A 25,406-nucleotide genomic window follows, 5' to 3' on the forward strand; every position below is an offset into this window, starting at 1 on the left:
GGTCGTCGTGACGGCTGCGTCGGGGTGTGTGGTGCGCCAGCCATCACAGCATCGATTTACACCGCTGTAAACGAGAACCGGCGAACAGCACGGATCCCGGCCCGAACTCCGTTCACCCGGTCGGCTGCGGCGCGCTCTCCCGTACGACCAGCGAGTGCGCGACGATCTCGTGCCGCCCCAGGCCGTCGAAGCCCTCGATGCGCTCGATCAGCAAGTCCAGTGCACGCCGGGCGAGTTCGGCCTCGTCGGCCCGTACGCAGGTCAGGCTCGGGCGTATCGCCGACGCGAGGGTGCTGTCGTCCCAGCCGGTGACGGCGACGTCCTCCGGCACCCGCAGGCCCCGCTCCGCCAGGGCGCGCAGGGCGCCCAACGCGGCCAGGTCGTCGCGGCAGAAGACGGCGTCCGGTGCCATCCCGTCGTCGAGGGCGGCCCCGAGCGCCTGCGCGGCGGAGTGCGCGTTGGCCACCTGGCCGGTGACGATCAGGGAGCTGTCGACCGGAAGTCCACAGGATTCCAGGCCCTGTTGGTAGCCGATGAGGCGCTGCTGGGACGTCTCGCTCGGCGCCGACGGCTCGGCGCACAGGTAGGCGATGCGGCGGCGCCCCAGGGCCGCGAGATGCTCCACGACCTGCACCGCCGCGCCGATGTTGTCGATCCGTACGTGGTCGACGCTGAGCGGCGCGGTGCTCTCGCCCAGGAGCACGACCGGGACCCCCCTGCGGTGCTGGGCGATCTCCGTGGAGTTCAGCCAGGCGGGCTGCAGGAGCACGCCGTCGACGACGCCCGCCTCCTGCGCCGACAGGAGGGCTCGCTCGACCTCCGGGGCGCCGCCCGACTCCTCCAGCAGCAGCCGGTATCCGCGCTCCGCCGCTGCCCGCGAAAGGACGTGGGCGAGTTCGGCGAAGTAGGGAATCCGCAGGTCGGGGAAGGCGAGCGCGATCATGCCGGTGCGGCCGGTGGCGAGGTTGCGGCCGCGCAGGTTGGGCCGGTACCCCAGCTCGTCGATGGCCTGCTGGACACGGGCGCGCGTGCTCTCGCGGACGTGGACATAGCCGTTGACGACGTTCGAGACCGTCTTCGTCGAGACGCCGGCGTGCTGGGCGACATCGCTCAGGCGGACATTGGGCACTTCGCCTCCTGGTGGGGTGACACGGGCTCCGCGCCTGGTGGGACGCTCCGCCGACTGCGCGCCGACCCTACCGCCGGGCAACGGGCCCCGGACAGGCCGATGGAGAGTGCGTGAAGGGTGGTTGACACTCAAATTTACAGCGCTGTAAGTTCGCCGCGCTCTGCTCGTAACAGGTTCACGCGCCCTGAGGACGCGTGACACGAACCTCAGGAGGCGACGAGGTGACGATCGGACCAGAGCGTGCCGTGATCCGGGGTGCCCGCGGTCCGAGCCGGCGCGGCGTCGTCGCGGCGGCCGGAGCCGGAGCCGCGCTCGGCGCGCTGGGACTCACCGGCTGCGGAGGCGCCGCGGCCGGGCAGTCCCGGACCACCATGCGCTTCTATCTGCAGAAACGGGAGGTCATCGCCTACTTCGACAAGGTGCTGCGGAAGTTCGAGCGCCGTCGGCCCGGAATCCGGGTGGTGCACGACACGACGGACGCCATCGCGCCGCAGTTCGTCCGCGCCGAACCAGCGGACGTGGGCTGCTTCAACAACAATCTGGAACTGGCCCGGTACGTCGAACGCGGCGTGCTCTCCGACGTGTCGGACCGGCCCGCGGCCCGCCGCATCACCGGCAGCGTGGCCCGGCTGGCCGAGCAGTACGCGACGTACCCGGGGCGCACGAGCGTCCTGCCGTACTCGCTGGCCGCCGCCGGGGTCATCTACAACAAGCGGATCTTCGCCGAGCACCGCCTGCCGGTGCCGACGACGTGGTCCGAATTCCTCGACGTATGCAAGGAGTTGCAGGCTGCGAAGATCGTTCCGATCTACGCGACCAACAAGGAGGTCTGGACGGTCTGGCAGGGACTGTTCGACTACTGCGCCGGAGGGCTCGTCGACACGGCGTCGTTCTTCCGCAGACTGCAGGATCAGGGCACCGACGTCGGACCGTCCTCGCCCGTCTCGTTCCAGCAGGACTTCGCCGAGGCCATGGACCGGGCGCGTACGCTCACGAAGTTCTTCAACCGGGACGCGTCCACCCGCTCGTACCCCGACGGGAACCTCGCCTTCGGCAAGGGTCGCGCGGCCATGTATCTCCAGGGCCCCTGGGCGCTGACCCAGATCGCCGCGGTCGATCCGCACCTGGACATCGGCACCTTCCCGCTGCCGGTGACGGAGCGGGCCGCCGACCGCAAGGCACGCGTCAACATCGACCTGGCCCTGTGGATCCCGACCGACGCCGACCACCCGGACGAGGCCAAGGAGCTGGTCGACTTCCTGATGCGGCCGGAGATCATCGACGCGTACAACCGGGACAACCTCGCGTACGGCGTCACCAAGGACGCCCCGGCGGCGAAGGACCCGCGCCTGTCCGGGCTTCAGCCCTATGTCGACTCGGCGGCCTTCTATCTGGGGGCGGGCACCTTCGTGCCGCCCTCGATCCCGCTCGGCAACTACCTGCAGAGCGCCATCGCCACCGGCGACTTCGACGCGATGCTCCGGCAACTCGACGCCGACTGGCGGCGGATCGCGATCCGCACCTCGGCGTAGCCCCACCGACCCCGCGCGCACCGCTCCGCATCGCGCCGTAGTGCACCGCATCGAGGAGACCTCATGGCTGTGCCTCACCCTGTCCCATCAGGTGCGTCCGCCGCGCCGCCCGCCCCACGGCGGCGCCGTGTCGAGCCCCTCTACTACTGGTTCCTGCTGCCGACTCTCCTGCTGTTCACCGCACTTGTGCTGGGCCCTGCCCTGGTCGGCATCTTCTACAGCTTCACCGACTACGTCGGCTTCGGTACCTGGCGGTTCACCGGCCTGACGAACTACCTGGCGCTCTTCTCCGACCCGTCCATCTGGGACTCGTACAAGTTCACCCTCGGGTTCGCCGTGGTGACCGTGGTCCTCGCGCAGAGTGTCGCCCTGGGTCTCGCGCTCGGCCTGACGAGCCGCATCCGGTTCCTGACGGCGCTGCGGAGCATCTTCGTCATCCCGATGGTGATCTCCGGGATCGTCGTCGCGTACGTCTTCAACTACCTCTTCTCCAACTCCCTTCCCGCCCTTGCCTCTTCGATCGGATTCGGGCCGCTGGAGCAGAGCATCCTGGGCAATCCGGATCTCGCCTGGATCGCCATCGTGATCGTCTCCGCGTGGCAGACGATTCCGGGCGCCCTGCTCATCTACATCGCCGGCCTGCTGTCGATCCCCGGCGAGCTGTACGAGGCGGCCGCCATCGACGGGGCATCGGCCTGGCGCAGGTTCCGGTCGATCACGCTGCCCCTGGTCTCCGGGTACCTCGTCATCAACACGATCCTCGGGGTCAAGGGCTATCTGAACGCCTACGACATCATCGTCGGCCTCACGGACGGCGGGCCCGGAACAGCGACGTACAGCGTCGCCAAGACGATCTTCCTCGGCTACACGGGCGGCGACTACGCCTACCAGATGGCCAATGCCACGATCTTCTTCGTGCTCACCGTCGCGGTGTCCCTGCTGCAACTCCTGGCCACCCGAGGAAGGGGCCTGAGGCTGTCATGACCACCACCCTCCCGCAGACCGAACAGTCCGAGCAGCCTCGGCGCGCACGGCACACACCGCCGCTGCGCCAGGCCGTCACCCGGGTCCGCCGCCGAAGCGGCGACGCCCCGAACCGGCCGGTCACCCTGCTTCTCATGGTCGCCGCGCTCGCGGTCCTGATTCCGCTGTACGTCACGGTCGCCATGGCCCTCAAATCGCCCTCCCAGGCAGCGGACGGCAATGCCTTCTCGCTGCCGTGGCCGATCGACCTGAGCAGCTTCGCCGACGCCTGGCGCATCACGCACTTCCCGGTCTCGTTCACGATCTCCGTGGCCGTCGCGGCGGCCAGTGTCCTCGGGACGCTCGCGCTCAGCTCGCTCGCCGCGTACGCCATCGCCCGCAACTGGGACCGGCGCCTGTTCCGCTGGTCGTTCTTCTATCTGCTGGGCGCGATGTTCCTGCCGTTCCCGGTGGTGGCGCTGCCGCAGATCAAGCTCACCGCGATGCTGAGCATCGACAGTCCGGTGGGGGTCGCTCTGCTGCACATCGTGTTCCAGCTGTCGTTCAGCGTGCTCCTGTACACCGCCTACCTGCGCTCGGTCCCGATGGAGCTGGAGGAGAGCGCCCGCATGGACGGGGCCACCACCTGGCAGATCTTCCGGCGCATCATCGTCCCGCTGCTCGGGCCGATGAACGCGACCGTCGGCATCTTCGCGTTCCTCGCCTCGTGGAACGACTTCATGCTGCCCTCGCTGATCACGTCGGATCCGGGGCAGCAGGTCCTGCCGGTCCTGCAGAACATCTTCCAGAGCAAGTTCGACACCAACTACAACATCGCCTTCGCCTCGTACCTCATGGCGATGGCGCCGACCGTACTCGTCTACCTGTTCTCCCAGCGCTGGGTGATCAGCGGAGTGACTCAAGGGGCAGTCAAGCAATGACAGCGGCACCACTCAGCAAGATCCCCTCCCGCCCGCGCGCCCAGGACGCCTCGGTCCTGCGCGGTGACCGTTGGCGCGTCACCGTGCTCACCGACGGTCTGCTGCGCCTCGAATGGTCCGAGGACGGCGCGTTCGAGGACCGGGCGTCGAGCTTCGCCCTCCACCGCGACCTGCCCACACCACAGTTCACCGTCCGGGAGAGCGACGACGTTCTGGAGGTGTCCACCGACCGCTTCCATCTCCTGTACGACCGGCGGGAGTTCAGCGCGAACGGGCTCGTGGTCACGGTGCCCGCGGGTGGCCGCTGGCGGTTCGGCGAGCGCCGCGCGGACAACCTGGGCGGCACCGCCCGCACCCTGGACGACGCGGACGGGCGCATCCCCCTGGAGGACGGTGTCGCCGCCCGCGACGGGATCGCCGTCATCGACGACTCGGCGTCGTTCCTCTTCGACGACGAGGGGTGGGTCGCACCGCGCGAGCCCGGGCGGCGCGACCTGTACGTCTTCGCGTACGGCCACGACTACGGCGAGGCGGTCGCGGCGCTGTACGCGCTGTCGGGGCGGCCGCCGGTGCTGCCGCGCTGGGCGCTGGGCAACTGGTGGAGCCGCTACCACGCGTACACCGCGGACGCGTACCTGGAGCTGTTCGACCGCTTCGACGCCGAGCAGCTGCCGTTCTCCGTGGCCGTGATCGACATGGACTGGCACCGCGTCGACTCGGTGCCGCCCCGGTACGGGACCGGGTGGACGGGCTACTCGTGGGAGCGCCGCCTCATCCCCGACCCGGAGGCGTTCCTGGGCGAACTGCACCGCAGGGGCCTGTGGACCACCCTGAACCTCCATCCCGCCGACGGGGTCCGTCCGTTCGAGGACGCCTATCCGGAGGTGGCGCGGGCGGTGGGTGTCGATCCCGCGTCGGACGCGACGATCCCGTTCGACCTCACCGACCGCGCGTTCCTGGACGCCTACTTCCGCCTCCTGCACCACCCGTTGGAGGACCAGGGCGTCGACTTCTGGTGGATCGACTGGCAGCAGGGCAGCACGTCGCGGATCCCGGACGTGGACCCGCTCTGGCTCCTCAACCACTTCCACTTCCTCGACTCCGGGCGCGAGGGCCGCCGCCCGATGGCCTTCTCCCGGTACGCCGGCCCCGGCAGCCAGCGCTACGGCGTCGGCTTCTCCGGCGACGCGGTCGTCTCCTGGGAGTCCCTGGCCTTCCAGCCCGAGTTCACCGCGTCGGCGGCCAACATCGGTTACAGCTGGTGGAGTCACGACATCGGCGGGCACACGCGCGGCATCCGCGACGACGAACTCGCCACGCGCTGGCTCCAGTTGGGCGTCTTCTCCCCCGTTCTGCGGCTGCACTCGGCGAGCAATCCGTTCATCCGCAAGGAGCCGTGGCAGTTCCCGGCCGAGCCCCGGCAGGCGATGGGCGAGGCCCTGCGCCTCCGGCACCGGCTCGTCCCCTATCTGCACACCATGAACCACGTCGCGGCCACCGGTACGCCCCTGGTGCGCCCGATGTACCACGTGGAGCCGGAGCGCGACGAGGCGTACGGGGTGCCCAACCAGTTCGCCTTCGGCAGCGAACTGGTGGTCGCCCCGATCACCACCCCGCGCGACCCGGTCACCCTGCTCTCCGCCACGTCGGCCTGGCTGCCGCCCGGCACCTGGACCGACATCTTCACCGGAACCGTGTACGACGGCGACCGCCACATCGAGCTGCACCGCGGCCTCGACGGGGTGCCGGCCCTGCTGCGCGGCGGTGGCATCCTTCCGCTGGCGGGTCCGGACGACCTGGACGCGACCCGCAACCCCGAGCACCTGGAACTGCTCGTCGCGCCCTCCGACAGCGGCACGTTCACCCTGATCGAGGACGACGGGCAGGGTGACGGCACCAACCTGCGCACGGTCACCACGGCCCTGGAGTGGGACGCCGCGTCCGGCGTGCTGCGCATCGGCCCGGCGGAGGGACCCGAGGACCTCGGGGGCACGGTGCCCGCCACCCGCACCTGGACCGTCACCTTCTTCGCGGACCTGCCGACAGGACCAGCCCTGGTCGACGGCGAGCCGGTCGAGATCACCGGAGAGGCGGGCCGGTTCAGCGTCACGGTCGAAGCCGCCACCGCGTCCGGTACGCGGATCGAGCTGAAGCTCGCTCCGCCCCTCGTCGCGGACCGCACCATCGACCATGTCCGGCGCATCCTCGGCGCGGCTCAGTTCGACAACCCCACGAAGCTGGAGATGTGGCGGATCGTCACCTCCCCCGGCCCCCTGACGTCGAAGCTGTCGGCGCTGCACGCGCTGCGGGTACCGACGGACCTGCTGGGCGCGGTGGTGGAACAGCTGACGGCTCGGCAGGGGTGACGAGGCGGAGGGCGCCTACGTGGTGGGCTCGGGCATCGGGTCCACCACGTCGGCGCCTCGCGCTCGCCCACTTCCACCGAAAGCCCACCCCGCAACCGGGTGGCCCGCGCCGGTGACGTGATTGACCACGGCGCAGCGAGGTACAGGCAGGTATGCACACCTTGGCTGCTGGAGGCAGCGCCTCCTGGATCTTCACCGTCGTCGGCGTCCTGATCGTCGTGGCCCTGCTCGTCCTGCTGTGGACGAGCAGGCGCCGGCTGGCCCGGCGCCCGAACCCGCCGCAGACGCCTCAGCCACGACAGGACTCCTGGGAGGAGCCGGACGACCCGAAGCCGTAGCGCGGCCGAGGGACGACACCGCCCCACGGCCCTCTCTGCCCTCGGCAAAGCGGATGCCGCAGGGGCGTCGGCTGTGTTTGGGTCGGCTGATGGAAATCTTGGTATTGGGCGGGACAGCGTGGGTGGGCCGGGAGATTTCGCGGCAGGCGCTGGAGCGCGGGCATCGGGTGACCTGCCTGGCCCGCGGTGAGAGCGGCGCCGTGGCGGACGGCGCCGACCTGGTCGTCGCGGACCGGCGTGCTCCGTCGGCGTACGAAGGGCTGACGGGGCGGGACTGGGACGCCGTGTTCGAGGTGTCGTGGCAGCCGGGATTCGTCCGCGGGGCGCTGGCCGCTCTCGGCGGACGTGCGGCCCACTGGTCGTACGTGTCCTCGATCAGCGCGTACGCCTCGCACCGGCAGCTCGGCGCCGACGAGTCCGCGGAGCTGCTCCCGGCGACCGAGCACGACGAGGTCGAGCGCGAGCAGTACGGGGAGGCCAAGGTGGCCTGCGAGGCGGCCACGTCGGCCGCGGTCGGCGACCGGCTGCTCATCGCGCGCGCCGGACTGATCGGCGGCCCCGGTGACCACAGCGGCCGCACCGGATACTGGGTCGGCCGCGCGGCCCGTGAGCCGCGGACGCCCCTGCTGGTACCGGCCTCAACCTCCATGGCGACGCAGGCGGTCGACGCCCGGGACCTGGCTTCGTGGCTGCTCGACTGCGCGCAGGAGGGGACGACCGGAACGTACGACGCGGTCGGCCCGATCGTGCCGTTCGCCGAGTGGGTCGCGCTGTCGCGGGAGATCGGCGGGCACACCGGGCCGCTGGTCGAGGCCGGCACCGACTGGCTGCTCGACCGGAAGGTGGGGCAGTTCATGGGCCCGGAGTCGCTCGCGATGTGGATGGCCGACCCGGACTGGGCCGGCTTCAGCGCCCGCGACGGTTCGGCGGCCGCCGCGGCCGGACTTCGGCACAGGCCCCGCGCGGAACTGCTGGCCGACGTCCTGCGCTGGGAGCGGGAGCAGGGCCTGGACCGGCCCCGCAGGGCGGGCCTCAGCGGCGAGCGGGAGCGCGAACTGCTCGCGGCGAAGGGAGATCGCTGAGGTGTCGGCCGTCCATCCGTCGACCCTGGCGTGGGTGAGCCGGCACCTCGGCGCCGGCGAACGGATCGTCTCGGTCGAGGCGCTGCACGGCGGCATCACCGCCGAGATGCGCAGGCTGACCGTCGGCGATCGGGACGGCGTCAGCCGTGAGCTGGTGCTGCGGTCGTTCGTCGACCCGTACTACGTGGCGCAGGCCGAGGACGCCCTCGACAGGGAGGCCCGCGCCCTGACGCTGCTCACGGGCACCGAGGTGGCCGCTCCTCGGATGGTCGCGGTCGATCCGACGGCCGTGCACTGCGCGTATCCATCGCTCCTGATGACCCGTCTGGCAGGCAGGCCGGTCATCGGCGACGCGGGGCTGGAGACCCGCGTCCCTCTGCTGGCCCGTCAGCTCGCGGCGATCCACGCGGTGCGCCCCGCCGAGCGGCCGCCGAAGTACGAGACGCTGACGACCCCCGACACCGTCGTGACCCCGCACGACGCGGACGCGGCGGTGTGGGCCGCGGCGATCGACGTGATCCGCGGGCCCGCGCCGTCCGGTGAAGGGCTGTTCCTGCACCGGGACTTCCAGCCCGGCAACGTGCTGTTCGACGTGTCCCCCACCGGGCAATCGGACGCCCGGATCACCGGTGTCGTCGACTGGGCCCAGGCTTCCTGGGGCCCGGCCGACCTCGATGTGGCGCACTGCTCCACCGCCCTCGCGATGCTGCACGGCCCGGCGTGGGGCACACGGTTCGCCGAGGCGTACGTGGAGGCGGGCGGGGTGCTCGCCTCCTCCCCCGACGAGCGGCTGTACTGGCGGGTGCGGGACGCGCTGGCGTTCTCGGAGGAGGTGGGGGCCGTGGCGCGGCCCTGGCGGGAGGCGGGCAGGACCGAGCTGACCACACCCGTCGTGGAACGGCGGTTGGACGCCTACGTCACTGCCCTGATGCACGCGTCGGGCTGAGCCGGGGCAGTGCCCCGGCCTCGTCCGTGGGCGCTACGGGATCACCGTTCCGAGCCCGTTGTCACTGCTCAGGTTCTCGCCGAACAGGGCGTTCGCCGCCGGTGCGCCGATGTCCGTCGGGTTCTCCGCGACCGAGTTCGAGGCCGTCACGCCGGAGGCGCTGCCCCGCAGTTGCCACACCGCGCCACCGTTCACGACGCTGCCCAGGTTCTCGCCCGGCGCCCCCGCGATCAGGTCCGCCTTGCCGTCACCGGTCACGTCGAGCAGCCGGAGCGACCCGCCGAACACGTCGCCGGACTCGGCGACCCCGGGCACGCCCGCCGTGTCCTGGTGGAACGCCTGCGCGCCCGTGCCGGTCAGCCCGTTCTTGCCACCCTTGAGCACCACCACGGCGCCCGCCTTGGCCTTGGAGCCGATCGCCTCGCCGGGGACGCCCACGGCCAGGTCGGGGTAGCCGTCGCCGTTCACGTCGCCCGTGCTCAGCCGGCCGCCGAACTGGTCGCCCTTCTCGCTCGCCCCGGGCACACCCGCCGTGCTCTGCGTGATGCTCTGGGTCCGGGTCAGGCTCGGGCCGGACGCCGAACCGTAGTAGATCTTGACGGTGCCGGGGTCGGTCTCGGTGCCCTCGGTGTCGCCGCCGGGGTAGGTGCGGGTGGCGAGGTCGGCGTAGCCGTCCCGGTCGAAGTCGGCGACGGCGGTGCCGGCCGCGGAGTTGAGGGGCTTCGAGGTGGTGGACAGCCCGTTCTTGGTGCCGAGCCACAGTTTGCCGCCCTCGGCGTGGTTCTCGTAGACGTAGAAGGTCACGAGGTCCTCGATGCCGTCGCCGTTGAAGTCGCCCGCGGCGGTGGAGTCGATGAAGTTGTCGCTGCTGTAGACCTGCACCTGCTGCTCGCGGGCGGGGGCGCCGTTCCGGCCGATGGGGCCGTAGAGCACGTCGTGGTAGTCGTAGTCGTCGCCGTTGCGCATGAACAGGTCGACGTGACCGTCGTCGTCGAAGTCGCCCGCGGTGAGGTCGTCGCCGACCTGGGCGTTCGCCGGTGCGCCGATGCGGACGGCGTCCTGTCCCGTGAGGCCGGTCTTCCGTCCCCACAGGACGATCACCGATCCGTTGGCGCTGTCCTCCGGCCGGTAGTCGCGGGCGACCGCCGCCAGGTCGGTGAGGCCGTCGCCGTCCAGGTCGCGGGAGACCATCGCGTAGCCGAAGGCCTGGTTGTCGCCGGCGGTGCCGGGCACTCCGGGGGTGTCCTGGGTGATGACCGTGGTGCGCGCGGGGTCGATGCCGTGCGCCGAGCCGTAGCTGACGGTGATGTAGCCGGCCCAGAGGTGGCCGCCGACCTTCGCGCGGGGGGCGGCGACGGCGATGTCCTGGTAGCCGTCGCCGTCGAAGTCCTCGCGCACGGTGGTGGCGCCGGCCTGCGCGGACGCGCTGCCCGCGACGATCGGTACGCCCAGTGAGCCGATCAGGGCGGCGGCCACGGCGGTCGACAGGGCGGGTCGGCGGATGCCCACGGTTCCTCCTCAAAGCGCGAGCCGCGAGCGATGTCGAGACGCGTGCGCACGGATGTGATTCGCATGTGGTTCACCTGCGAGACGTCTGGAAACGGCTGATGGTTGCGCACCGAACGACAGGTGAACGAACGCGGACCCACGGCAAGCTGGGCAATATGCGCGATAAGGGACGATCGGGCTCCGGACGCCGCCGTGCGCCCGGAAGGCGGGTGGTCGGCGACCGGACGCTGCCGGCCGCCGAGCTCACCCCCTGAGGGTCATCCCCCCTTCGCGAAGACGAGCACCTCGGTGGACCCGACACCCAACGGGGCCCGGAAGCCCGCCTCCAGGCCGCAGCCGAGGGTCTTGAAGAGGTCCACGCACGTCGTACGGGGCATGGCGGCCGGGAAGGAGTCGTGCCCCGCGCCGCCCTGTGTCGCCCAGGTGCGGACCGCTGCCGGGTCGAGGCAGGTCTCCGTCATGACGTCGAAGACGATCCGGCCGCCGGGTCGCGTCACGCGCGCCATCTCGAAGAAGTAGCGGGAGGCGCAGAGAAAGGTCACGGTGTTGAAGACCTTGTGGGCCTGGACGAGATCGACGCTGCTGTCGGGCGTCGCGGCGAGAGAGCTGCCTTTCGTCGGCTGGGCGACCACACCGAACGTCTCCACCAGGTAGTTGGCCCAGGGCTCCGCCGTCTCGTAGATCTCGTAGCGCCCCGGTGAACACTCCTTCAGCGTCTTCTCCAGATACCGCCCCGACCCGGGCCCGATCTCGAGCACGGTGTCCGGCCCGGCGGCGAAGACACCGAGGGCGCGCAGCTCGTCGATGGTGGACTGGGTGGCGCCCGGTGTCCCGTTCATGACCGCGTCGATGTGGTCACCGACCGAAAGGCCGGCCGCCCGTGCGGCCCGCATCGTCGCCTCGAACGGGATGAAGTCGTCGACACCCCCCAGGTTGTCGGTGCTGCGCACGATGTCGAATCCGGTACGCCGCAAGAGCCTCCTGGCTCCCGATTTCACCACTGATTTCCCCCTGTTCACTGCCTTCATGAGGCATGACCCCCCTGAACGTTTTCTCCCTCGATGTCAGCATAGATTCGCCGACACGGGGTCGTAGGGGGACGCCCAATTCGCCACCCTGTCGGCGAATTCGCTACCCGGCGGGCGGGGAGGAGGAGGCGTCCGTCGCGGTCGCCGTGGCCCGGAACTCGGACGGGGTGCGCGACGAGGCGGCACGGAACCGCCGCGAGAAATAGAGCGGGTCGGCGAAGCCCGCCTGGACCGCGACCTGGGCGATCGGCAGATCCGTGTGGGTCAGGAGCCGGCGGGCCACGTCCATGCGACGGCGTTCCACGTACGCCATCAGGCTGGTGCCGAGCTGCTCGGCGGCCAGGTGCGCAAGACGGGAGGCGGACAGTCCGGCGACCCGGGCCAGGGACGCGACCGTGTGCCGTTCCTGCAGCCGCGCGGCGACGTGCTCGAGAACGGCCAACAGGCGTGGATCGAGGACCGGTTCACGCGGGTTGGCGCTGTCGCACCACAGCAGTGCCTCCTCCAGCGCGTTCATCGCGAACAGCGTCTCGTGGCGCAGACCGCCGCGCCGGGCGAGGATCGCGCGGTCGAGCGCCCGCACGATGCGCGCGTGGACGGTCTCGTCGACGTCGATCCGGCGTACCCCCGGCGCCACGGACGGCCACTGGAGCAGCGGCAGCCACTCCGGGCGCGGCAGCATGTGCGCCCACCGCAGCGACCAGCTGCCGGATTCCTCATCGGGCCCGTAGTCGTGGGGAGTTCGCGGCTCGATGACGGTCACCTGCCGGGGGCCCACCAGTACGTCGGGGGCGTCGGGCAGCCGCAGCCGGGCACGGCCCTCGACGGTGGCCATCAGCAGCCAGTCGGCGGTTCCGCCGGGTCGTACGGTGCGATGCGCCGCGACCTGCACCATGCTGCCCGCGATCACCGGCTCGTCCGGGACGGCGTGCGTGACCGGAGCGCTCGTGGCCGCGCCCGGACGCCTCCCCGCGGGAACCTGCACAGCAGGAACGTACATGGAGCTGGACCGCTCACTCCATACCCACGTGCCCCGTACGACGTGATGCTGGAGCCATGACAGCAGCCACTCCTTCCGTCGTCGCCGAGGATCCCGGTTCGCCGGACGCGTTGCGCGAGCGGTACGACCGTGACGGTGTCGTCCAGGTCCGGGGGGTTCTCCCTCCGGGGGAAGTGGACGAGATCCGGACCGCGTTCATGAACCAGGTGAACGCCGACCCCGCGCGCCTCAGATCCTCCGATGTCGTCGCCGACGACGACGTCCTCGCCCGGTATCCGCGCTTCATGCAGCCGCACCGCAGCCCCGCGCTCGAAGTGGGGCGCTTCGCCCGGCGGTTGATCCTCGATCCGCGCGTCCTCGAGGTGGTGACGGCGCTCATCGGGCCGGCCCACGCCGCTCAGTCGATGTTCTACTTCAAGCCGCCGACGGCCCGCGGCCAGGCGATGCACCAGGACAACTTCTTCCTCCGCGCGCACCCCGAGACGTGTCTCGCCGCGTGGATCGCGGTCGACGGGTGCGACGCGGCCAACGGCGCGCTGCGGGTGGTGCCCGGCAGTCACACCATGGAGGTGGTGTGCCCGGAGACCGCGGACCGCTCCGAGTCCTTCACCGACGGGCTGGTGCGGCCCCCGGAGGGACTGCCCGTCGTGCAGACCGAGATGCGGCCGGGCGATGTGCTGTTCTTCCACGGCAGCACGGTGCACGGCTCGCTGCCGAACCGGACGGAGGACCGGTTCCGGCGTTCGCTGATCTTCCACTACGTTCCGCGGGCCAGCGTCGAGGTCGCCCACTACTACCAGCCGCTGCTCGCCCCGGACGGCCGTGACGTGCGGACCAGCGAGAGCACCGGCGGCGGACCGTGCGGGGACACCTGGGAGGGCGCCGCGCACTGACCAACAGGCTGTTCGTGTAGACGACTCGGGGCATCGACCGCTACGGCGTCACGCGCACCCGTCCACCGGAAACGCGTGCCGCGGCGCCGGGCGCAGGCGGTACCAGGCACGGGCCATGACGCACGCCCGCGCCGTCAGGACGGTGAACGGCACGGACCGGGCGCCCGCGTCCGAGGCCGCCTGTTCGAGGTGGTCCCGGGTCTGCCACACGTCGACCGGGTCGGCGCCCGGCCCGACGTCGAGCAGGCGCAGCAGCCGTTCCGGCGTGAACTCCAGGTCGGCGGCGGCCTCTTGGAGAGTGCGGCCGCACAGGGCGAGGTCGCTGGTGAGTTCCTCGCCCGTACGGCGGCGTTCGTCGGCGTTCGGACTCATCGCCGCTCTTCGTCCTCGCCCTCGATCTCGATGTCGCCCGAGCGGGTCGGTACGGCGTCGAGGCGTGCCAGCGTCTGCGCGTCGAGGGTCAGCCCGCCCGCCGCGACGTTCGCCGCGAGATGGTCGGGGTTGGCCGTGCCCGGGATCAGGAGCACGTGCGGCGCGTGGTGCAGCAGCCAGGCCAGGCCGACCTGGGCCGGCGTCGCCCCCAGCGCGTCGGCGGCCGCCACGACGGCGGGCTCGTCGGTGACCTTGGGCATCCCGGGGAAGGCGCTGCCCAGCGGGAAGTAGGGCACCCAGGCGATGTCCTCGGCGAGGCAGAGCCGCAGCATCTCCTCGTCGTCGCGGGCCACGAGGCTGTAGGCGTTCTGCACACAGGCGATCCCGGCGGGCAGGCCGCGGCGCAGCTCGTCGAGGCCCACGTTGCTGAGGCCGATGGCGCCGATCTTGCCCTCGTCGCGCAGGGCGGTCATCACGGCGAGCTGGTCGTCGATGCCGACGACCTGGTCGCCCTCGGCGCGCAGGCCGGGTCCGACCTCGGCGCGGCGCAGGTTGACCAGCGGGACCTGCTCGACGCCGAGGCTCTTGAGGTTGTCCTCGACTCCGGCGCGCAGTTCCTCCGGGCGCTGGGCGAGTCGGAGCGGCAGCGGGCCGCCCTCGTCGGGGGTGGCGCCTACCTTGCTGACGACGAGGACGTCGTCCTCGGGGCGCAGCGCCTCGCGGATGATCTCGTTGGAGAAGCCGTGTCCGTAGAACTGGGCGGTGTCGATGTGATCGACGCCGAGCTCGACGGCGCGGCGCAGCAGGGCGACGGCAGCGGCCCGGTCCGGGTCCAGGCGGGGCAGCTGCATCGCGCCGAACCCGACCCGCGCGACGTCGCGGCCGAGAAGCCGACCGGTGCCGCCGGGCGTGGGTACGGGAGTGGAGGTGGAAGAGGTCATGGGAATCCTCCTCGTGCGAGAATGAGGGAAACGGAGGTTCCTCCGTTACAACGAAAGTAGCATAACCGGAGGTGCCTCCGCTTTGCCTGCGTCCACATCAGGCCCGACTCCGGCCCCCACCGGGGGCGGCGGCCGTCCCGCCCGCGCGGACGCGCGCCGCAATCGCGACCGGCTCCTCGCCGCCGCCCTGGCCGCCTTCACCCGGGACGACACGACCGTGCCGCTGGAGACGATCGCCCGCGAGGCGGGGGTCGGCATCGGCACCCTGTACCGGAACTTCCCCACCCGCGAGGCCCTCGTCGAGGCCGTCTACTCGGCCGAGCTCGACGCCGTCACGGCCGCCGCCGAGACCCTGCTCGGCGAGCTGGCGCCCCAGGTCGCGCTGCGGGCGTGGATGGACCGGTACGCGGATCTCGTCACGGCCAAGCGCGCCATGGCCGGCACCCTGTCCATCGCCCCGGCCGGCGGGCGCGGCGTCACCGCGAACACCCGGGAGCGCCTGACCGCCGCGGTCGGGACGATCCTGGACGCCGGCGCGCGCGAGGGAACGCTGCGCGACGACGTGCCCGCGGACGACGTGATCACCATGCTGCTCGGCGTGTTCCTGTCCACGGCGGCGGGCGACCGGCAGGACCGCACCCGCCCGCTCCTCGACCTCGTGGCCGACGCGCTGCGCCCGCACGGGGACGGGGGGCCCGGCAGTCCGCCGGACCCCGACGCGTAACGGCCGCCCCGCAGGCGACTTCCGACGCATCGGTTCCACGGCGCTGCCGCGACGGGCTACAGCCCTTCGCGGCAGCCCGCATTCCGGCCACAGTTCCCCGGCCGGACCCGGCTCCGTACCTCGGCGGCGGCCCGCGGGACCCGCCCGCCGCGGGGCTGCCGTGGAACAACGCCCTCCGCGCACCGTGGCTCATCAACGCCGCATGCCCCACCTCACACGTTTCGGTCCGCGCCCGTCGGCAATGCGCCCCCACGGACGATGATCACGGCGCGCGGCCGCCGCACCCGTGCGGCGGCGGACGGGAGGCCAGATGCGGACGGTCGGCCACAACGACGGCCACGACAACACGGGCCCCGGGGCGGACGGTTCACCGCGGCGGCGGCTGCTCGTGGCGGGGGCCACGTCCGCGGCCGCGCTCATCGCCGGGTGCGGCACCACCGGGGCCGACGGCGCGTCCTCCGGAAGCGGGCGGCAGCCGTCCGGCGCCGGGAAGAGCTCGCCCGATCCCTCCGGGTCGTCGCGGCGCCCGTCGCCGCGGCCCACCCGCCGCCGCCCGGAGCTGCCGCGCGGTGGACGCCGGATCTTCCCCGAACACCGGCTCGTCGGCTACTGCGGGCTGCCGGGCGCGGCCGCGCTCGGCCGGCTCGGCACGGGTGATCTCGACGACCGCGCCGCGGAGATCGAACGGCGCGGGCGCGCCTACGCGGACGGCCGCTCCGTGCTGCCCGTCCTCGAACTGCTCGCCGTCGTCGCCAACGCCGGCGCGGGCCCCGACGGCACGTACCGCACCCGCACGCCCGACGCGACGATCCGCACCTTCCACGAGGCCGCCCGCCGGCACAAGGCCCTGCTGCTGCTCAACATCCAGCCGGGCCGCGCGGACGTCCTCGACGAGGTGAAGGCGCTGGAGAAGTGGCTCGTCCGGCCGGACGTGGGCATCGCCCTGGATCCGGAGTGGGAGATGGGCCCCGGGCAGGTTCCCGGCGACACCTACGGGCACACCAGCGGCGCCGAGCTGACCCGTGTCGCCCGCCATCTCTCCTCGCTCGTGGAGCGCCACGACCTGCCGGAGAAGGTGCTCGTCTACCACCAGGTCGCCGAGTCGGTCGTGCACGACGAGCGGCGGCTCGACATCCCCGAGGGCGTCGCCGTGGTCAAGAGCGCCGACGGGATAGGCAGCCCGCGGCTCAAACGGGACACCTGGGAACAGCTGGTCGACACGATGCCCGAGGGGCTGCTCACCGGCTTCAAGCTCTTCTTCGACGAGGACACCGAGGGCGGCGGGAAGCTGATGACCCCCGACGAGGTCCTGGGGCTGCGTCCGCGCCCGTCGTACGTGATGTACGAGTGAGGCGGCGCGCGCCGGACGCACCCCCGGATACGGCGGACGTCTCCATTTCCTGACAACACCCACACGCACACGGACACCCCGCCGCGGGATCGGCGCAGGTGGGCGAGCCAGGCGCGTCGAGCCCGGTGATCGCTTCGTTCGGGTCCTGAAAAGAAGTCGCTCCCGAGGTCTTGCCGAACAATTGCCTCGACCCTTAAATCAAAGCTCGAACTAAGCCGTTTCACAAAGCCGTTCACTCCTTCCGCCCCGCGGCAGGAGTGCGCTCCATCGCGCCCGTCGTCCCAGACGTGCGCTCAGTTGGTGAAGGCTTCCTCCGGGGCGCCTCGCCCTCACCCCCGCACGGAGTGACACGCATGAGACACAGATCCTTGGGGATCGCGCTCGCCACGGCGGCGGCGCTGCTGACCATCCCCGCCCAGACCTCGGGGGCGGCCGCCGCCGAGACGCCGCTCTCCCAGGGCAAGACCGCCACGGCCTCCTCCACCGAGAACGGCGGGACACCCGCGTCGTACGCCGTCGACGGTGACACCGCCACCCGCTGGTCGTCCGCCGCCACTGACGCGCAGTGGTTCCAGGTCGACCTCGGCGCGTCGGCGAACCTCAGCAAGGTCGTCCTCAACTGGGAGGCCGCCTACGCCAAGGACTACAAGATCCAGGTCTCCGACAACGGAAGCACCTGGTCCGACCTCAAGTCCGTCACCGGCTCCGACGGCGGCACCGACACCGTCGACGTCTCCGGCCAGGGCCGGTACGTCCGCATGACCGGCGTCACCCGCGCCACCCAGTACGGCTACTCCCTGTGGGAGTTCCAGGTCTTCGGCGACTCCGGGACCACCCCGCCGGCCGACGGCTGCGCCACCGCGAACGCCGCCAAGGGCCGCCCGGCGACGGCCTCGTCCACGGAGAACGGCGGCACCCCGGCCTCGGCCGCCTTCGACGGCGACACCGCCACCCGCTGGGCGAGCGCCGCCGCCGACCCGCAGTGGGTCCAGGTCGACCTCGGTTCGTCGCAGAGCATCTGCAAGGTGGACCTGAACTGGGAGGCCGCGTACGCCAAGGCCTTCAAGATCCAGGCATCCGCCGACGGCCAGAACTGGACGACCCTGAAGGACGTCACCGGCGCCACCGGCGGCACGACCTCGTACGACGTCAGCGGCACCGGCCGCTACCTGCGGATCTACGGGACCACCCGCGCCACCGGCTACGGCTACTCGCTGTGGGAGGTCGGGGTGCACACCGGTTCCGGCTCCACCACTCCGCCCGTCGAGGGCGGCGGCGACCTCGGCCCGAACGTCATCGTCGTCGACCCCAACACGGCCAATCTGCAAGGCAAGTTCGACCAGGTCTTCGCCCAGCAGGAGTCGAACCAGTTCGGCTCGCAGCGCTACCAGTTCCTGCTGAAGCCGGGCACGTACAACAACATCAACGCCCAACTCGGCTTCTACACCTCGATCTCCGGGCTCGGCCTCAACCCGGACGACGTGAAGATCAACGGTGACGTCACCGTCGACGCGGGCTGGTTCAACGGCAACGCGACGCAGAACTTCTGGCGCTCCGCCGAGAACCTCTCCCTCAACCCGGTGAACGGCACCGACCGCTGGGCCGTCGCCCAGGCCGCGCCGTTCCGCCGCATCCACGTCACCGGCGGCCTCAACCTGGCGCCGAACGGCTACGGCTGGGCCTCCGGCGGCTACATCGCCGACTCCAAGATCGACGGCACGGTCGGCCCGTACTCGCAGCAGCAGTGGTACACCCGCGACAGTTCGGTGGGCGGCTGGACCAACGGCGTGTGGAACATGACGTTCAGCGGTGTGCAGGGCGCCCCGGCGACCAACTTCGACACCGGCCCGTACACCACCCTCGACAACACCCCGGTCTCGCGCGAGAAGCCGTTCCTGTACCTGGACGGCAACGACTACAAGGTGTTCGTCCCGGCCAAGCGCACCAACGCGCGCGGCGTCTCCTGGCCCGCCAACGCGGGGACCTCGCTCCCGCTGAGCCAGTTCTACGTCGTCAAGCCCGGCGCGACCGCGGCCACCATCAACCAGGCGCTCTCCCAGGGTCTGAACCTGCTGTTCACGCCCGGCGTCTACCACCTCGACCAGACCATCAACGTCAACCGCGCCAACACGGTGGTGCTCGGTCTCGGGCTCGCCACGATCGTCCCGGACAACGGCGTCGACGCCCTGCACGTCGCCGACGTCGACGGGGTGAAGCTGGCCGGCTTCCTGATCGACGCCGGTGCCAAGAAGTCGGACACGCTCCTGCAGATCGGTGGGGCCGGCGCGAGCGCCGACCACGCCGCGAACCCGACCTCCATGCAGGACGTGTTCGTCCGGATCGGCGGCGCGGGCCCCGGCCTCGCCACCAACTCCGTGGTCGTCAACAGCGACGACGTGATCGTCGACCACACCTGGATCTGGCGGGCCGACCACGGCGACGGCGTCGGCTGGGAGACGAACCGCGCCGACTACGGACTCGTCGTGAACGGTGACGACGTCCTCGCCACCGGCCTGTTCGTGGAGCACTTCAACAAGTACGACGTGCTCTGGAACGGCGAGCGGGGTCGCACGATCTTCTTCCAGAACGAGAAGGCGTACGACGCTCCGAACGCCGCGTCCATCACCCACGACGGCATCGTCGGATACGCGGCGTACAAGGTCGCCGACGGAGTCAACACCCATGAGGCGTGGGGTCTGGGCAGCTACTGCAACTTCACGTCCGATCCGAGCATCGTGCAGCAGCACGGTTTCCAGGTGCCGGTGAAGTCGGGCGTCAAGCTGCACGACATCCAGGTCATCTCGCTCGGCGGCAAGGGGCAGTACGCCCACGTCGTCAACAACACCGGCGCCCCGACCTCGGGCACCAGCACCACCCCGTCGAAGATCACGTCGTTCCCGTAGCGCGCTGATCCCGTGACGGCATGAGCTCGGGGGTGGCCTGTGCGCAGGCCACCCCCGAGTGCCGTGTCAGTGCCCGAGGGCGCGGTCCACGGTGCGCACCAACTGCCCGTCGGGGGTGTCGCCGTCGAGCGACCAGAACATCGCCCCGCCCAGACCCTTGGCCCGTACGTACAGCGACTTCCGCGCCAGCACCTGCGGGTCGTCGTACGTCCACAGGGTCGTGCCGTCGAAGAGCCAGGCGTGGCCGCCACGGCGGTCGCGATACAGGTCGTACGTGCCCGAGTCCGCCAGCGTCTTCAACTCCTTGTGGTCCGCGTACCCGTTGGCCCACTTCGCCGGGGCCGGTGCCGTGGCCGGCTGTCCGAGGCCGTCGCCTCCCCCACTGACGCCGGTCCAGCCCTGACCGTAGAACGGCATGCCGACGACGAGCTTGCGGGCCGGGGCTCCGCGGCGCAGCCAGGCGTCGACCGTGCCGTCGACGCTGAAGTCGTCCCGGGCGAACAGCGCGGACTGCTGGGCCGTGGTCTTCTCGCCGCTGACGTGGAAGTCGTAGCCCTGCAGGTTGACGAAGTCGAAGTCCTTCATGATCTTACGGACCTCGAAGCCGGCATCGATCTTCGCGGGCGCGGTCGGCACGAACGCGGAGAGCTCGTAGTCCTTGTGCCGGGTGCGGCCGTAGGCGTCGAGCTGATGGCGGAACTCCGCGACCAGCGCGGTGAAGTTCCGCCTGTCCTCCGGGCGGTACACGGTGTCGGTGTCACCCTCGGAGCCGGGCCACTCCCAGTCCAGGTCGACGCCGTCGAAGACACCGGCCGCGGCGCCCGCGCCGCCGCGCGCGCCGTCCTGGGGCAGGTTGCCCTTGAGGTAGAGGTCGATGCAGGAGGACACCAGGGCCTCGCGGGCCGCCGGGGTGCGTACCGAGTCCGAGAAGTGCGTGGACCAGGACCAGCCGCCGAGCGAGATCATCACCTTGAGACCGGGATGGGCGGCCTTGAGCTCGCGCAGCTGGTTGAAGTTGCCCGCGAGGGGCTGGGTGTCGGTGTCCGCGACACCGTCCACCGAGTTCTCGGCGTCCAGCGGGCGCTGGTAGTCGGCCCAGGGGTCGGACTCGCCCGGGACGTTGCCCATGAGGCACTTGCCGTCCGGGCCGATGTTGCCGAAGGCGTAGTTGATGTGGGTGAGCCGGGCGGCGGCGCCGCTGCGCTCCAGGTCCTGGACCTGGAAGTCCCGCCCGTAGACGCCCCATTGGGTGAAGTAGCCGACCCGGCGCGGGGTGTCGTGGTGACCGCCGTGGGCGGACGCGGCCGGCGCGAAGGCGCCGAGGAGGGAGAGCGACGTGACGGCGACGGCCGCCCGGGACAGCAGTCTTCGGCGCAGGCGTGAACGCATGGTGGGGCTCATTCCTGTGAGGCGGGGTGCAACTGCCGCAGGGGACAACGGACTTGCGCGCACGTGAAGTTATTGGTCTGGACCATCCAGGTCAAGAGTTCGGAAAGCCCGTCCCGCCTCGAAACGCCGTTCTTGTGTGGTTCCGGATCCCCTACCTCAGGTCGATGGAGTCCGCCGCGGTGACCAGGCGCCGCAGCTCCTGCTCGCTCCAGCCCGTCAGCTCCGACACCCGCGCCCAGTCCCCGGGCGTCGCGTCACCGGCCCGCAGGGCGGCGGCCGCCTCGGACTCCAGATCCGTTCGCGCCGCGTCGAGTGCGGCGACAGCGTCCTGGTACCTCTGCAGCGCGAGTTCCATCTTGGCCACGTCCATCGCCGCATTGTGCACCACGATCGGCCCGCGCCACGCTCCGTACGGGACCGGTCAGGCGGTCGGTACACGGAAGTAGTGACCCTGTTCGATGTCGGCGAGGAGCGTGGGCTCCGTCGGCCGCCACCCGAGCAGTTCCTGCGTGTGCGCGCCGGACGCGGGCTGGTCGACGGAGATGATCGCGCCGAGCCAGCCGAAGTGGGCCATCGCGTCCTCCGGGGCGACCGACGCGACGGGCACGTCCAGGTGCCGGCCGATGACCTCGGCGACGTCCCGCATCGCCACGCCCTCCTCGCCGACGGCGTGCAGCACGGAACCGGCGGGTGCCTTCTCGACCGCGAGGCGGAACACCCGTGCGGTGTCGAGCCGGTGCGTGGCGGGCCAGCGCTGCGATCCGTCGCCGACACAGGCGGAGACGCCGCGGTCCCGGGCGGTGGCGATCATCATGGCGATGAACCCGGCGTCCCCTTCGCCGTGATTGGTCCGCGGCAGGCGCACCACGGCGGAGCGGACCCCCTCGTCGGCCAGGGCGAGGACCATCTCGTCCGTGGCGGCGCGGGCGGCCGGGTTGTCCGCCGCGGAGGGCGCGTCGGCGGAGACACGACCGTCGGCCTCGGTGGCGACATGGCCGGGGATCGCGGGCGTGCCGCCCGTGTGGACGAGCGGACGGCCGGTGCCGACGAGCGCCTCGGCCATCGCCGAGACGGCCTTGCGGTCGGCGTCGACGGCGCCCTGGACGTCTCCGCCGAACATCAGGTCGTGCCGGAAGGCCAGGTGGACGACGCCGTCCGCGTCGGCCGCGGCCGCGCGCAGTACGGCGAGGTCGTCCAGCGAGCCGCGCACCACCTCCGCCCCGGCCTCGGTGAGCGCCGCGGCGGCGGCGTCGGACCGGGCCAGGCCGAGCACCTGGTGGCCATGGGTGAGCAGCTCGGGAACGACGGCGGAACCGATCCAGCCGGAGGCACCGGTGACGAAAACACGCATGAGAAGTCCTAAGGGGTCGCGCACACAGTGATGTCATTCGCTGACATCACCAGCGTATACCCGATGTCAGCCACTGTCATCTCGTAAGATCGCCTCATGGGCAGATGGGAACCGAACGCACGCGACCGACTCGAGCGGGCCGCATTGGAGCTGTACGCGGAGCTGGGGTTCGAGCAGACGACGGCCAAGCAGATCGCGCAGCGCGCGGGACTCACCGAGCGGACGTTCTTCCGGCACTTCACGGACAAGCGTGAAGTCCTCTTCCCGGGCAATGAGCAGCTCGCGACGGCGCTGGAGCAGGCCGTGGCCGACGCACCCCGGGACCTCTCCCCCATCGAGGCGGTGTGCGAGGCGTTCGGGTCGCTGGCGGACCTGATGGAGGAGCGGCGCGATCTGGCCCGGCAGCGCCAGGCCGTCATCGCCACCCACGTGGACCTGCAGGAACGGGAGCTGGCCAAGGTCAACGCGTGGTCCCGGGCGCTGGCGCACGCCCTGACGGAGCGCGACGTCGCGCCGACCACCGCCCGGCTCACCGCGGAAGCGGGCCTGGGCGTCTTCAAGGTGGCGTTCGAGGAGTGGATCACTCCGGAGCAGCCGCCGGCCGGACTGCGTCAGGGCATCACCGACGCGCTCGGGGTCCTGCGGGAGAGCCTGGCCTGAACCGGCGCACAGCCGGGCCGTTCACGTCGAGGGCGGCAGCGGCGGGCGCGGTGGCCGTGCAGACGGCGCCGACGGGTGCCCGCCCGCCCCGGGCAGGTCGTCCCCCGCGGTCAGGTGTTCCAGCACCTCCGCGAGTTCGTCGCAGGCCCGCTGTACCGAGCGGCGAGTGGCGCGCTGTTCCGTGACGAGGGAGGACAGCAGCAGGGCGGTGAGCGCGGCGGCGCCGTTGAAGGCCTGCAGCTTGGCCATGATCTCGATGTCGGTCTGGTGGACGAACGCCCCGCTCGCCACGTTGGCCTCGAACGTGGTCAGGACGGACGCGAACAGCGCGCACAGCATGCTGCCGGCCAGCTGGAAGCGGAGCGCGGCCCAGACCAGCAGGGGGAAGACGAGGAAGAGCAGGCTCATCGGGCTGAGCGCCGCCAGGGGGACGAGCACGGCGGCCGCGACGACCAGGCACACCGCCTCCTTCCACCGCCGGACCCGGAACCGTCCCATCGGCCGCAGGAGCAGCAGGAGCAGCGGGGTGACGAGCAGGACGCCCATCGCGTCGCCCACCCACCACGCCAGCCACACGGCCCAGAAATCCCTCGTGGCCAGACCGCCGGTCAGCACCTGGATGCCGACGCCCGCCGTCGCGCTGACGGCCATCGCGCAGAGTCCGCCGAGGAAGACCAGGGCCATGCCGTCCCGCAGGCGCGAGATGTCCAGCCGGAACCCGACCCGGCGCAGCAACAGGACGGCACAGAGCGGGGCGGCGGTGTTCCCGGCGACGTTGACCAGGGTGATGGGCTGTGGCGTGGTGAGGGAGGCGATGACGAGCAGGGACCCGAGGGCGATGCCGGGCCAGACCCGGACGCCGTAGACCAGCAGGGCGGCGACGGCGACGCCGGTGGGCGGCCAGACGGGCGTCACCACGATGCCCTCGACGTCGAGCCTGCCCAGCAGGCCGAGCCGCCCGGACAGGTAGTACACCGCGGCAACGGCCAGGGTTGTGAGGGCTGCCTGTACGGGCCGCCCGAACTGTCGGCTGTCCACCACAACTGCCATCAGACACCGGCCCGGCCGCGTCGGCCACCGGCACCGCGCGCGCTCGGGTGCCGGACGCCCAGAAATCTCAGGTGTCCCCGGTGCCCGTGGGCCGCCGCCAGCGTGTGCCGCCGTCGTGGCCGACCACGAGGACGGCCGCGTCGTCTTCATGCCCCACGGTGTCCGCCAGTTTCATGACGGCCTGGGCGAGGGCGTCGATGCTCATGCCGGCGACGACGGCGATCTCGGCGAGCCGGGTGACCTGCCGCAGGCCTTCGTCGAGGCTCAGCGACGGGCCCTCCACCACCCCGTCGGTCAGGAGCACGAAGACACCACCGACCGTGAGCCGGTGCCGCGCGACGGGGTACTCGGCGCCCTTGAGCACGCCGAGCGGCGGCCCGCCGTCCTCGGCGTCGACGCCGGACCGGCCGTCGGCGGTGGCCCAGATGTGCGGGATGTGCCCGGCCCGCGCGCACTCCAGGATCCCGGTGGCGGGGTCGAGGCTCATGAAGGTGCAGGTGGCGAAGAGGTCGGAGTCGAGGGAGATCAGCAGGTCGTTCGTGCGGCGGAGCAGCTCTCCGGGGTCGGCCGTGACGGAGGCGAGGGCCCGCAGCCCGACGCGGATCTGCCCCATGAAGGCGGCCGCCTTGATGTTGTGCCCCTGCACGTCGCCGATGGACATGCCGAGCCGGCCGTCCGGGAGGACGAAGGCGTCGTACCAGTCTCCGCCGACGTTGAGCCCGTGCGTGGCCGGCGCGTACCCCACGGCTACCCGGATGCCCGGCGGATGCGGAAGGACGCCGGGCAGCATGCCTTGCTGCAGTTCCACAGCGAGTTCGACCCGGGAGCGCTGGGTCGCGGCCAGCTCGCGCGCCCGGGCCGTCATCGTCCCGAGTCTGTTGAGCAGTTCCTCGCCGTCGTCGACCGTCTCGCTGCGGAACATGGGGCGCTCCGGTTCC

At 71.4% G+C, this 25,406-nt stretch carries 23 protein-coding genes; 12 read left to right on the top strand and 11 right to left on the bottom strand.

Annotated elements, in window-relative coordinates; all coding sequences use genetic code 11:
* Positions 1-112: 112 nt before the first annotated feature.
* Positions 113-1,129, bottom strand: a complete 1,017-nt coding sequence (locus B072_RS0130350) for a LacI family DNA-binding transcriptional regulator (RefSeq protein WP_018533722.1) — start codon at positions 1,127-1,129, stop codon at positions 113-115.
* 221 nt (positions 1,130-1,350) lie between these two features.
* Between B072_RS0130350 and B072_RS0130355 the strand changes: the two genes are divergently transcribed.
* The 7 genes from B072_RS0130355 to B072_RS0130385 all read left to right on the top strand — a co-directional run bounded on the left by B072_RS0130355 (position 1,351) and on the right by B072_RS0130385 (position 9,297).
* Complete coding sequence (locus B072_RS0130355; protein ID WP_106432968.1) at positions 1,351-2,661, top strand: ABC transporter substrate-binding protein; 1,311 nt, start codon at positions 1,351-1,353, stop codon at positions 2,659-2,661.
* Between the two features lie 63 nt (positions 2,662-2,724).
* Positions 2,725-3,645: a carbohydrate ABC transporter permease gene (locus tag B072_RS0130360; protein WP_018533724.1), complete on the top strand. Its 921-nt coding sequence runs from the start codon at positions 2,725-2,727 to the stop codon at positions 3,643-3,645.
* The gene (locus tag B072_RS0130365) at positions 3,642-4,565 is read left to right on the top strand and encodes a carbohydrate ABC transporter permease (protein ID WP_018533725.1); all 924 of its coding nucleotides are present in this window, start codon (positions 3,642-3,644) and stop codon (positions 4,563-4,565) included. The genes B072_RS0130360 and B072_RS0130365 overlap by 4 nt, the downstream gene beginning before the upstream one ends.
* Positions 4,562-6,931 carry a glycoside hydrolase family 31 protein gene (locus B072_RS0130370; RefSeq protein WP_018533726.1) on the top strand — a complete coding sequence of 790 codons (2,370 nt, stop codon included), beginning with the start codon at positions 4,562-4,564 and terminating at the stop codon, positions 6,929-6,931. Before B072_RS0130365 ends, B072_RS0130370 begins: the two co-directional genes overlap by 4 nt.
* A gap of 152 nt (positions 6,932-7,083) precedes the next feature.
* Complete coding sequence (locus B072_RS0130375) at positions 7,084-7,269, top strand: DUF6479 family protein (RefSeq protein WP_018533727.1); 186 nt, start codon at positions 7,084-7,086, stop codon at positions 7,267-7,269.
* 89 nt (positions 7,270-7,358) lie between these two features.
* The gene (locus B072_RS0130380) at positions 7,359-8,351 is read left to right on the top strand and encodes an oxidoreductase (RefSeq protein WP_026246463.1); all 993 of its coding nucleotides are present in this window, start codon (positions 7,359-7,361) and stop codon (positions 8,349-8,351) included.
* A gap of 34 nt (positions 8,352-8,385) precedes the next feature.
* Positions 8,386-9,297 (top strand): phosphotransferase family protein, encoded by a 912-nt coding sequence (locus B072_RS0130385; protein ID WP_078506655.1) that lies wholly within the window; start codon positions 8,386-8,388, stop codon positions 9,295-9,297.
* Positions 9,298-9,330: 33 nt separating this feature from the next.
* On the opposite strand, the gene B072_RS0130390 is transcribed toward B072_RS0130385, so the two are convergent.
* The 3 genes from B072_RS0130390 to B072_RS44410 all read right to left on the bottom strand — a co-directional run bounded on the left by B072_RS0130390 (position 9,331) and on the right by B072_RS44410 (position 12,819).
* Positions 9,331-10,806: an FG-GAP-like repeat-containing protein gene (locus B072_RS0130390; RefSeq protein ID WP_018533730.1), complete on the bottom strand. Its 1,476-nt coding sequence runs from the start codon at positions 10,804-10,806 to the stop codon at positions 9,331-9,333.
* A 257-nt stretch (positions 10,807-11,063) separates the two neighbouring features.
* The gene (locus B072_RS0130395; RefSeq protein ID WP_018533731.1) at positions 11,064-11,780 is read right to left on the bottom strand and encodes a methyltransferase domain-containing protein; all 717 of its coding nucleotides are present in this window, start codon (positions 11,778-11,780) and stop codon (positions 11,064-11,066) included.
* Positions 11,781-11,937: 157 nt separating this feature from the next.
* Entirely contained in the window at positions 11,938-12,819 is an 882-nt protein-coding gene (locus B072_RS44410) for a helix-turn-helix domain-containing protein (RefSeq protein WP_018533732.1), read from the bottom strand.
* 71 nt (positions 12,820-12,890) lie between these two features.
* On the opposite strand from B072_RS44410, the gene B072_RS0130405 reads away from it, so the two are divergent.
* Positions 12,891-13,727, top strand: coding sequence for a phytanoyl-CoA dioxygenase family protein (locus B072_RS0130405; protein ID WP_018533733.1), 837 nt, complete (start codon positions 12,891-12,893; stop codon positions 13,725-13,727).
* A gap of 48 nt (positions 13,728-13,775) precedes the next feature.
* Here the strand turns inward: B072_RS0130405 and B072_RS44415 are convergent, their stop codons facing one another.
* Both B072_RS44415 and B072_RS0130415 read right to left on the bottom strand, forming a co-directional pair.
* Positions 13,776-14,099, bottom strand: coding sequence for a DUF2316 family protein (locus tag B072_RS44415; RefSeq protein WP_018533734.1), 324 nt, complete (start codon positions 14,097-14,099; stop codon positions 13,776-13,778).
* Positions 14,096-15,040, bottom strand: a complete 945-nt coding sequence (locus B072_RS0130415) for an aldo/keto reductase (RefSeq protein WP_018533735.1) — start codon at positions 15,038-15,040, stop codon at positions 14,096-14,098. The genes B072_RS44415 and B072_RS0130415 overlap by 4 nt, the downstream gene beginning before the upstream one ends.
* Before the next feature lie 82 nt (positions 15,041-15,122).
* Here B072_RS0130415 and B072_RS0130420 point away from each other — a divergent pair, with 82 nt between their 5' ends.
* From B072_RS0130420 to B072_RS0130430, 3 genes are all read left to right on the top strand, one after another.
* Positions 15,123-15,764: a TetR/AcrR family transcriptional regulator gene (locus B072_RS0130420; protein ID WP_018533736.1), complete on the top strand. Its 642-nt coding sequence runs from the start codon at positions 15,123-15,125 to the stop codon at positions 15,762-15,764.
* A gap of 310 nt (positions 15,765-16,074) precedes the next feature.
* Positions 16,075-17,115 carry a hypothetical protein gene (locus B072_RS0130425; RefSeq protein ID WP_018533737.1) on the top strand — a complete coding sequence of 347 codons (1,041 nt, stop codon included), beginning with the start codon at positions 16,075-16,077 and terminating at the stop codon, positions 17,113-17,115.
* 353 nt (positions 17,116-17,468) lie between these two features.
* On the top strand, positions 17,469-20,018 hold the full coding sequence (locus B072_RS0130430) for a discoidin domain-containing protein (RefSeq protein WP_026246464.1): 2,550 nt from the start codon (positions 17,469-17,471) through the stop codon (positions 20,016-20,018).
* A 66-nt stretch (positions 20,019-20,084) separates the two neighbouring features.
* Here B072_RS0130430 and B072_RS0130435 read toward each other — a convergent pair whose 3' ends face one another.
* The 3 genes from B072_RS0130435 to B072_RS0130445 form a co-directional block, all read right to left on the bottom strand.
* The gene (locus B072_RS0130435) at positions 20,085-21,395 is read right to left on the bottom strand and encodes a glycoside hydrolase family 18 protein (protein WP_026246465.1); all 1,311 of its coding nucleotides are present in this window, start codon (positions 21,393-21,395) and stop codon (positions 20,085-20,087) included.
* Positions 21,396-21,558: 163 nt separating this feature from the next.
* Positions 21,559-21,777 carry a hypothetical protein gene (locus tag B072_RS0130440; protein ID WP_026246466.1) on the bottom strand — a complete coding sequence of 73 codons (219 nt, stop codon included), beginning with the start codon at positions 21,775-21,777 and terminating at the stop codon, positions 21,559-21,561.
* A 51-nt stretch (positions 21,778-21,828) separates the two neighbouring features.
* Positions 21,829-22,758, bottom strand: coding sequence for an SDR family oxidoreductase (locus B072_RS0130445; RefSeq protein ID WP_018533741.1), 930 nt, complete (start codon positions 22,756-22,758; stop codon positions 21,829-21,831).
* Between the two features lie 96 nt (positions 22,759-22,854).
* On the opposite strand from B072_RS0130445, the gene B072_RS0130450 reads away from it, so the two are divergent.
* Positions 22,855-23,418: a TetR/AcrR family transcriptional regulator gene (locus B072_RS0130450; RefSeq protein WP_026246467.1), complete on the top strand. Its 564-nt coding sequence runs from the start codon at positions 22,855-22,857 to the stop codon at positions 23,416-23,418.
* 21 nt (positions 23,419-23,439) lie between these two features.
* On the opposite strand, the gene B072_RS0130455 is transcribed toward B072_RS0130450, so the two are convergent.
* Together B072_RS0130455 and B072_RS0130460 are read right to left on the bottom strand one after the other, a co-directional pair.
* On the bottom strand, positions 23,440-24,468 hold the full coding sequence (locus B072_RS0130455; protein ID WP_043245016.1) for an MASE1 domain-containing protein: 1,029 nt from the start codon (positions 24,466-24,468) through the stop codon (positions 23,440-23,442).
* A 67-nt stretch (positions 24,469-24,535) separates the two neighbouring features.
* Positions 24,536-25,390: a PP2C family protein-serine/threonine phosphatase gene (locus B072_RS0130460; protein ID WP_018533744.1), complete on the bottom strand. Its 855-nt coding sequence runs from the start codon at positions 25,388-25,390 to the stop codon at positions 24,536-24,538.
* Positions 25,391-25,406: the final 16 nt, after the last annotated feature.

This window comes from Streptomyces sp. HmicA12 (assembly GCF_000373565.1).
Lineage (GTDB): Bacteria > Actinomycetota > Actinomycetes > Streptomycetales > Streptomycetaceae > Streptomyces.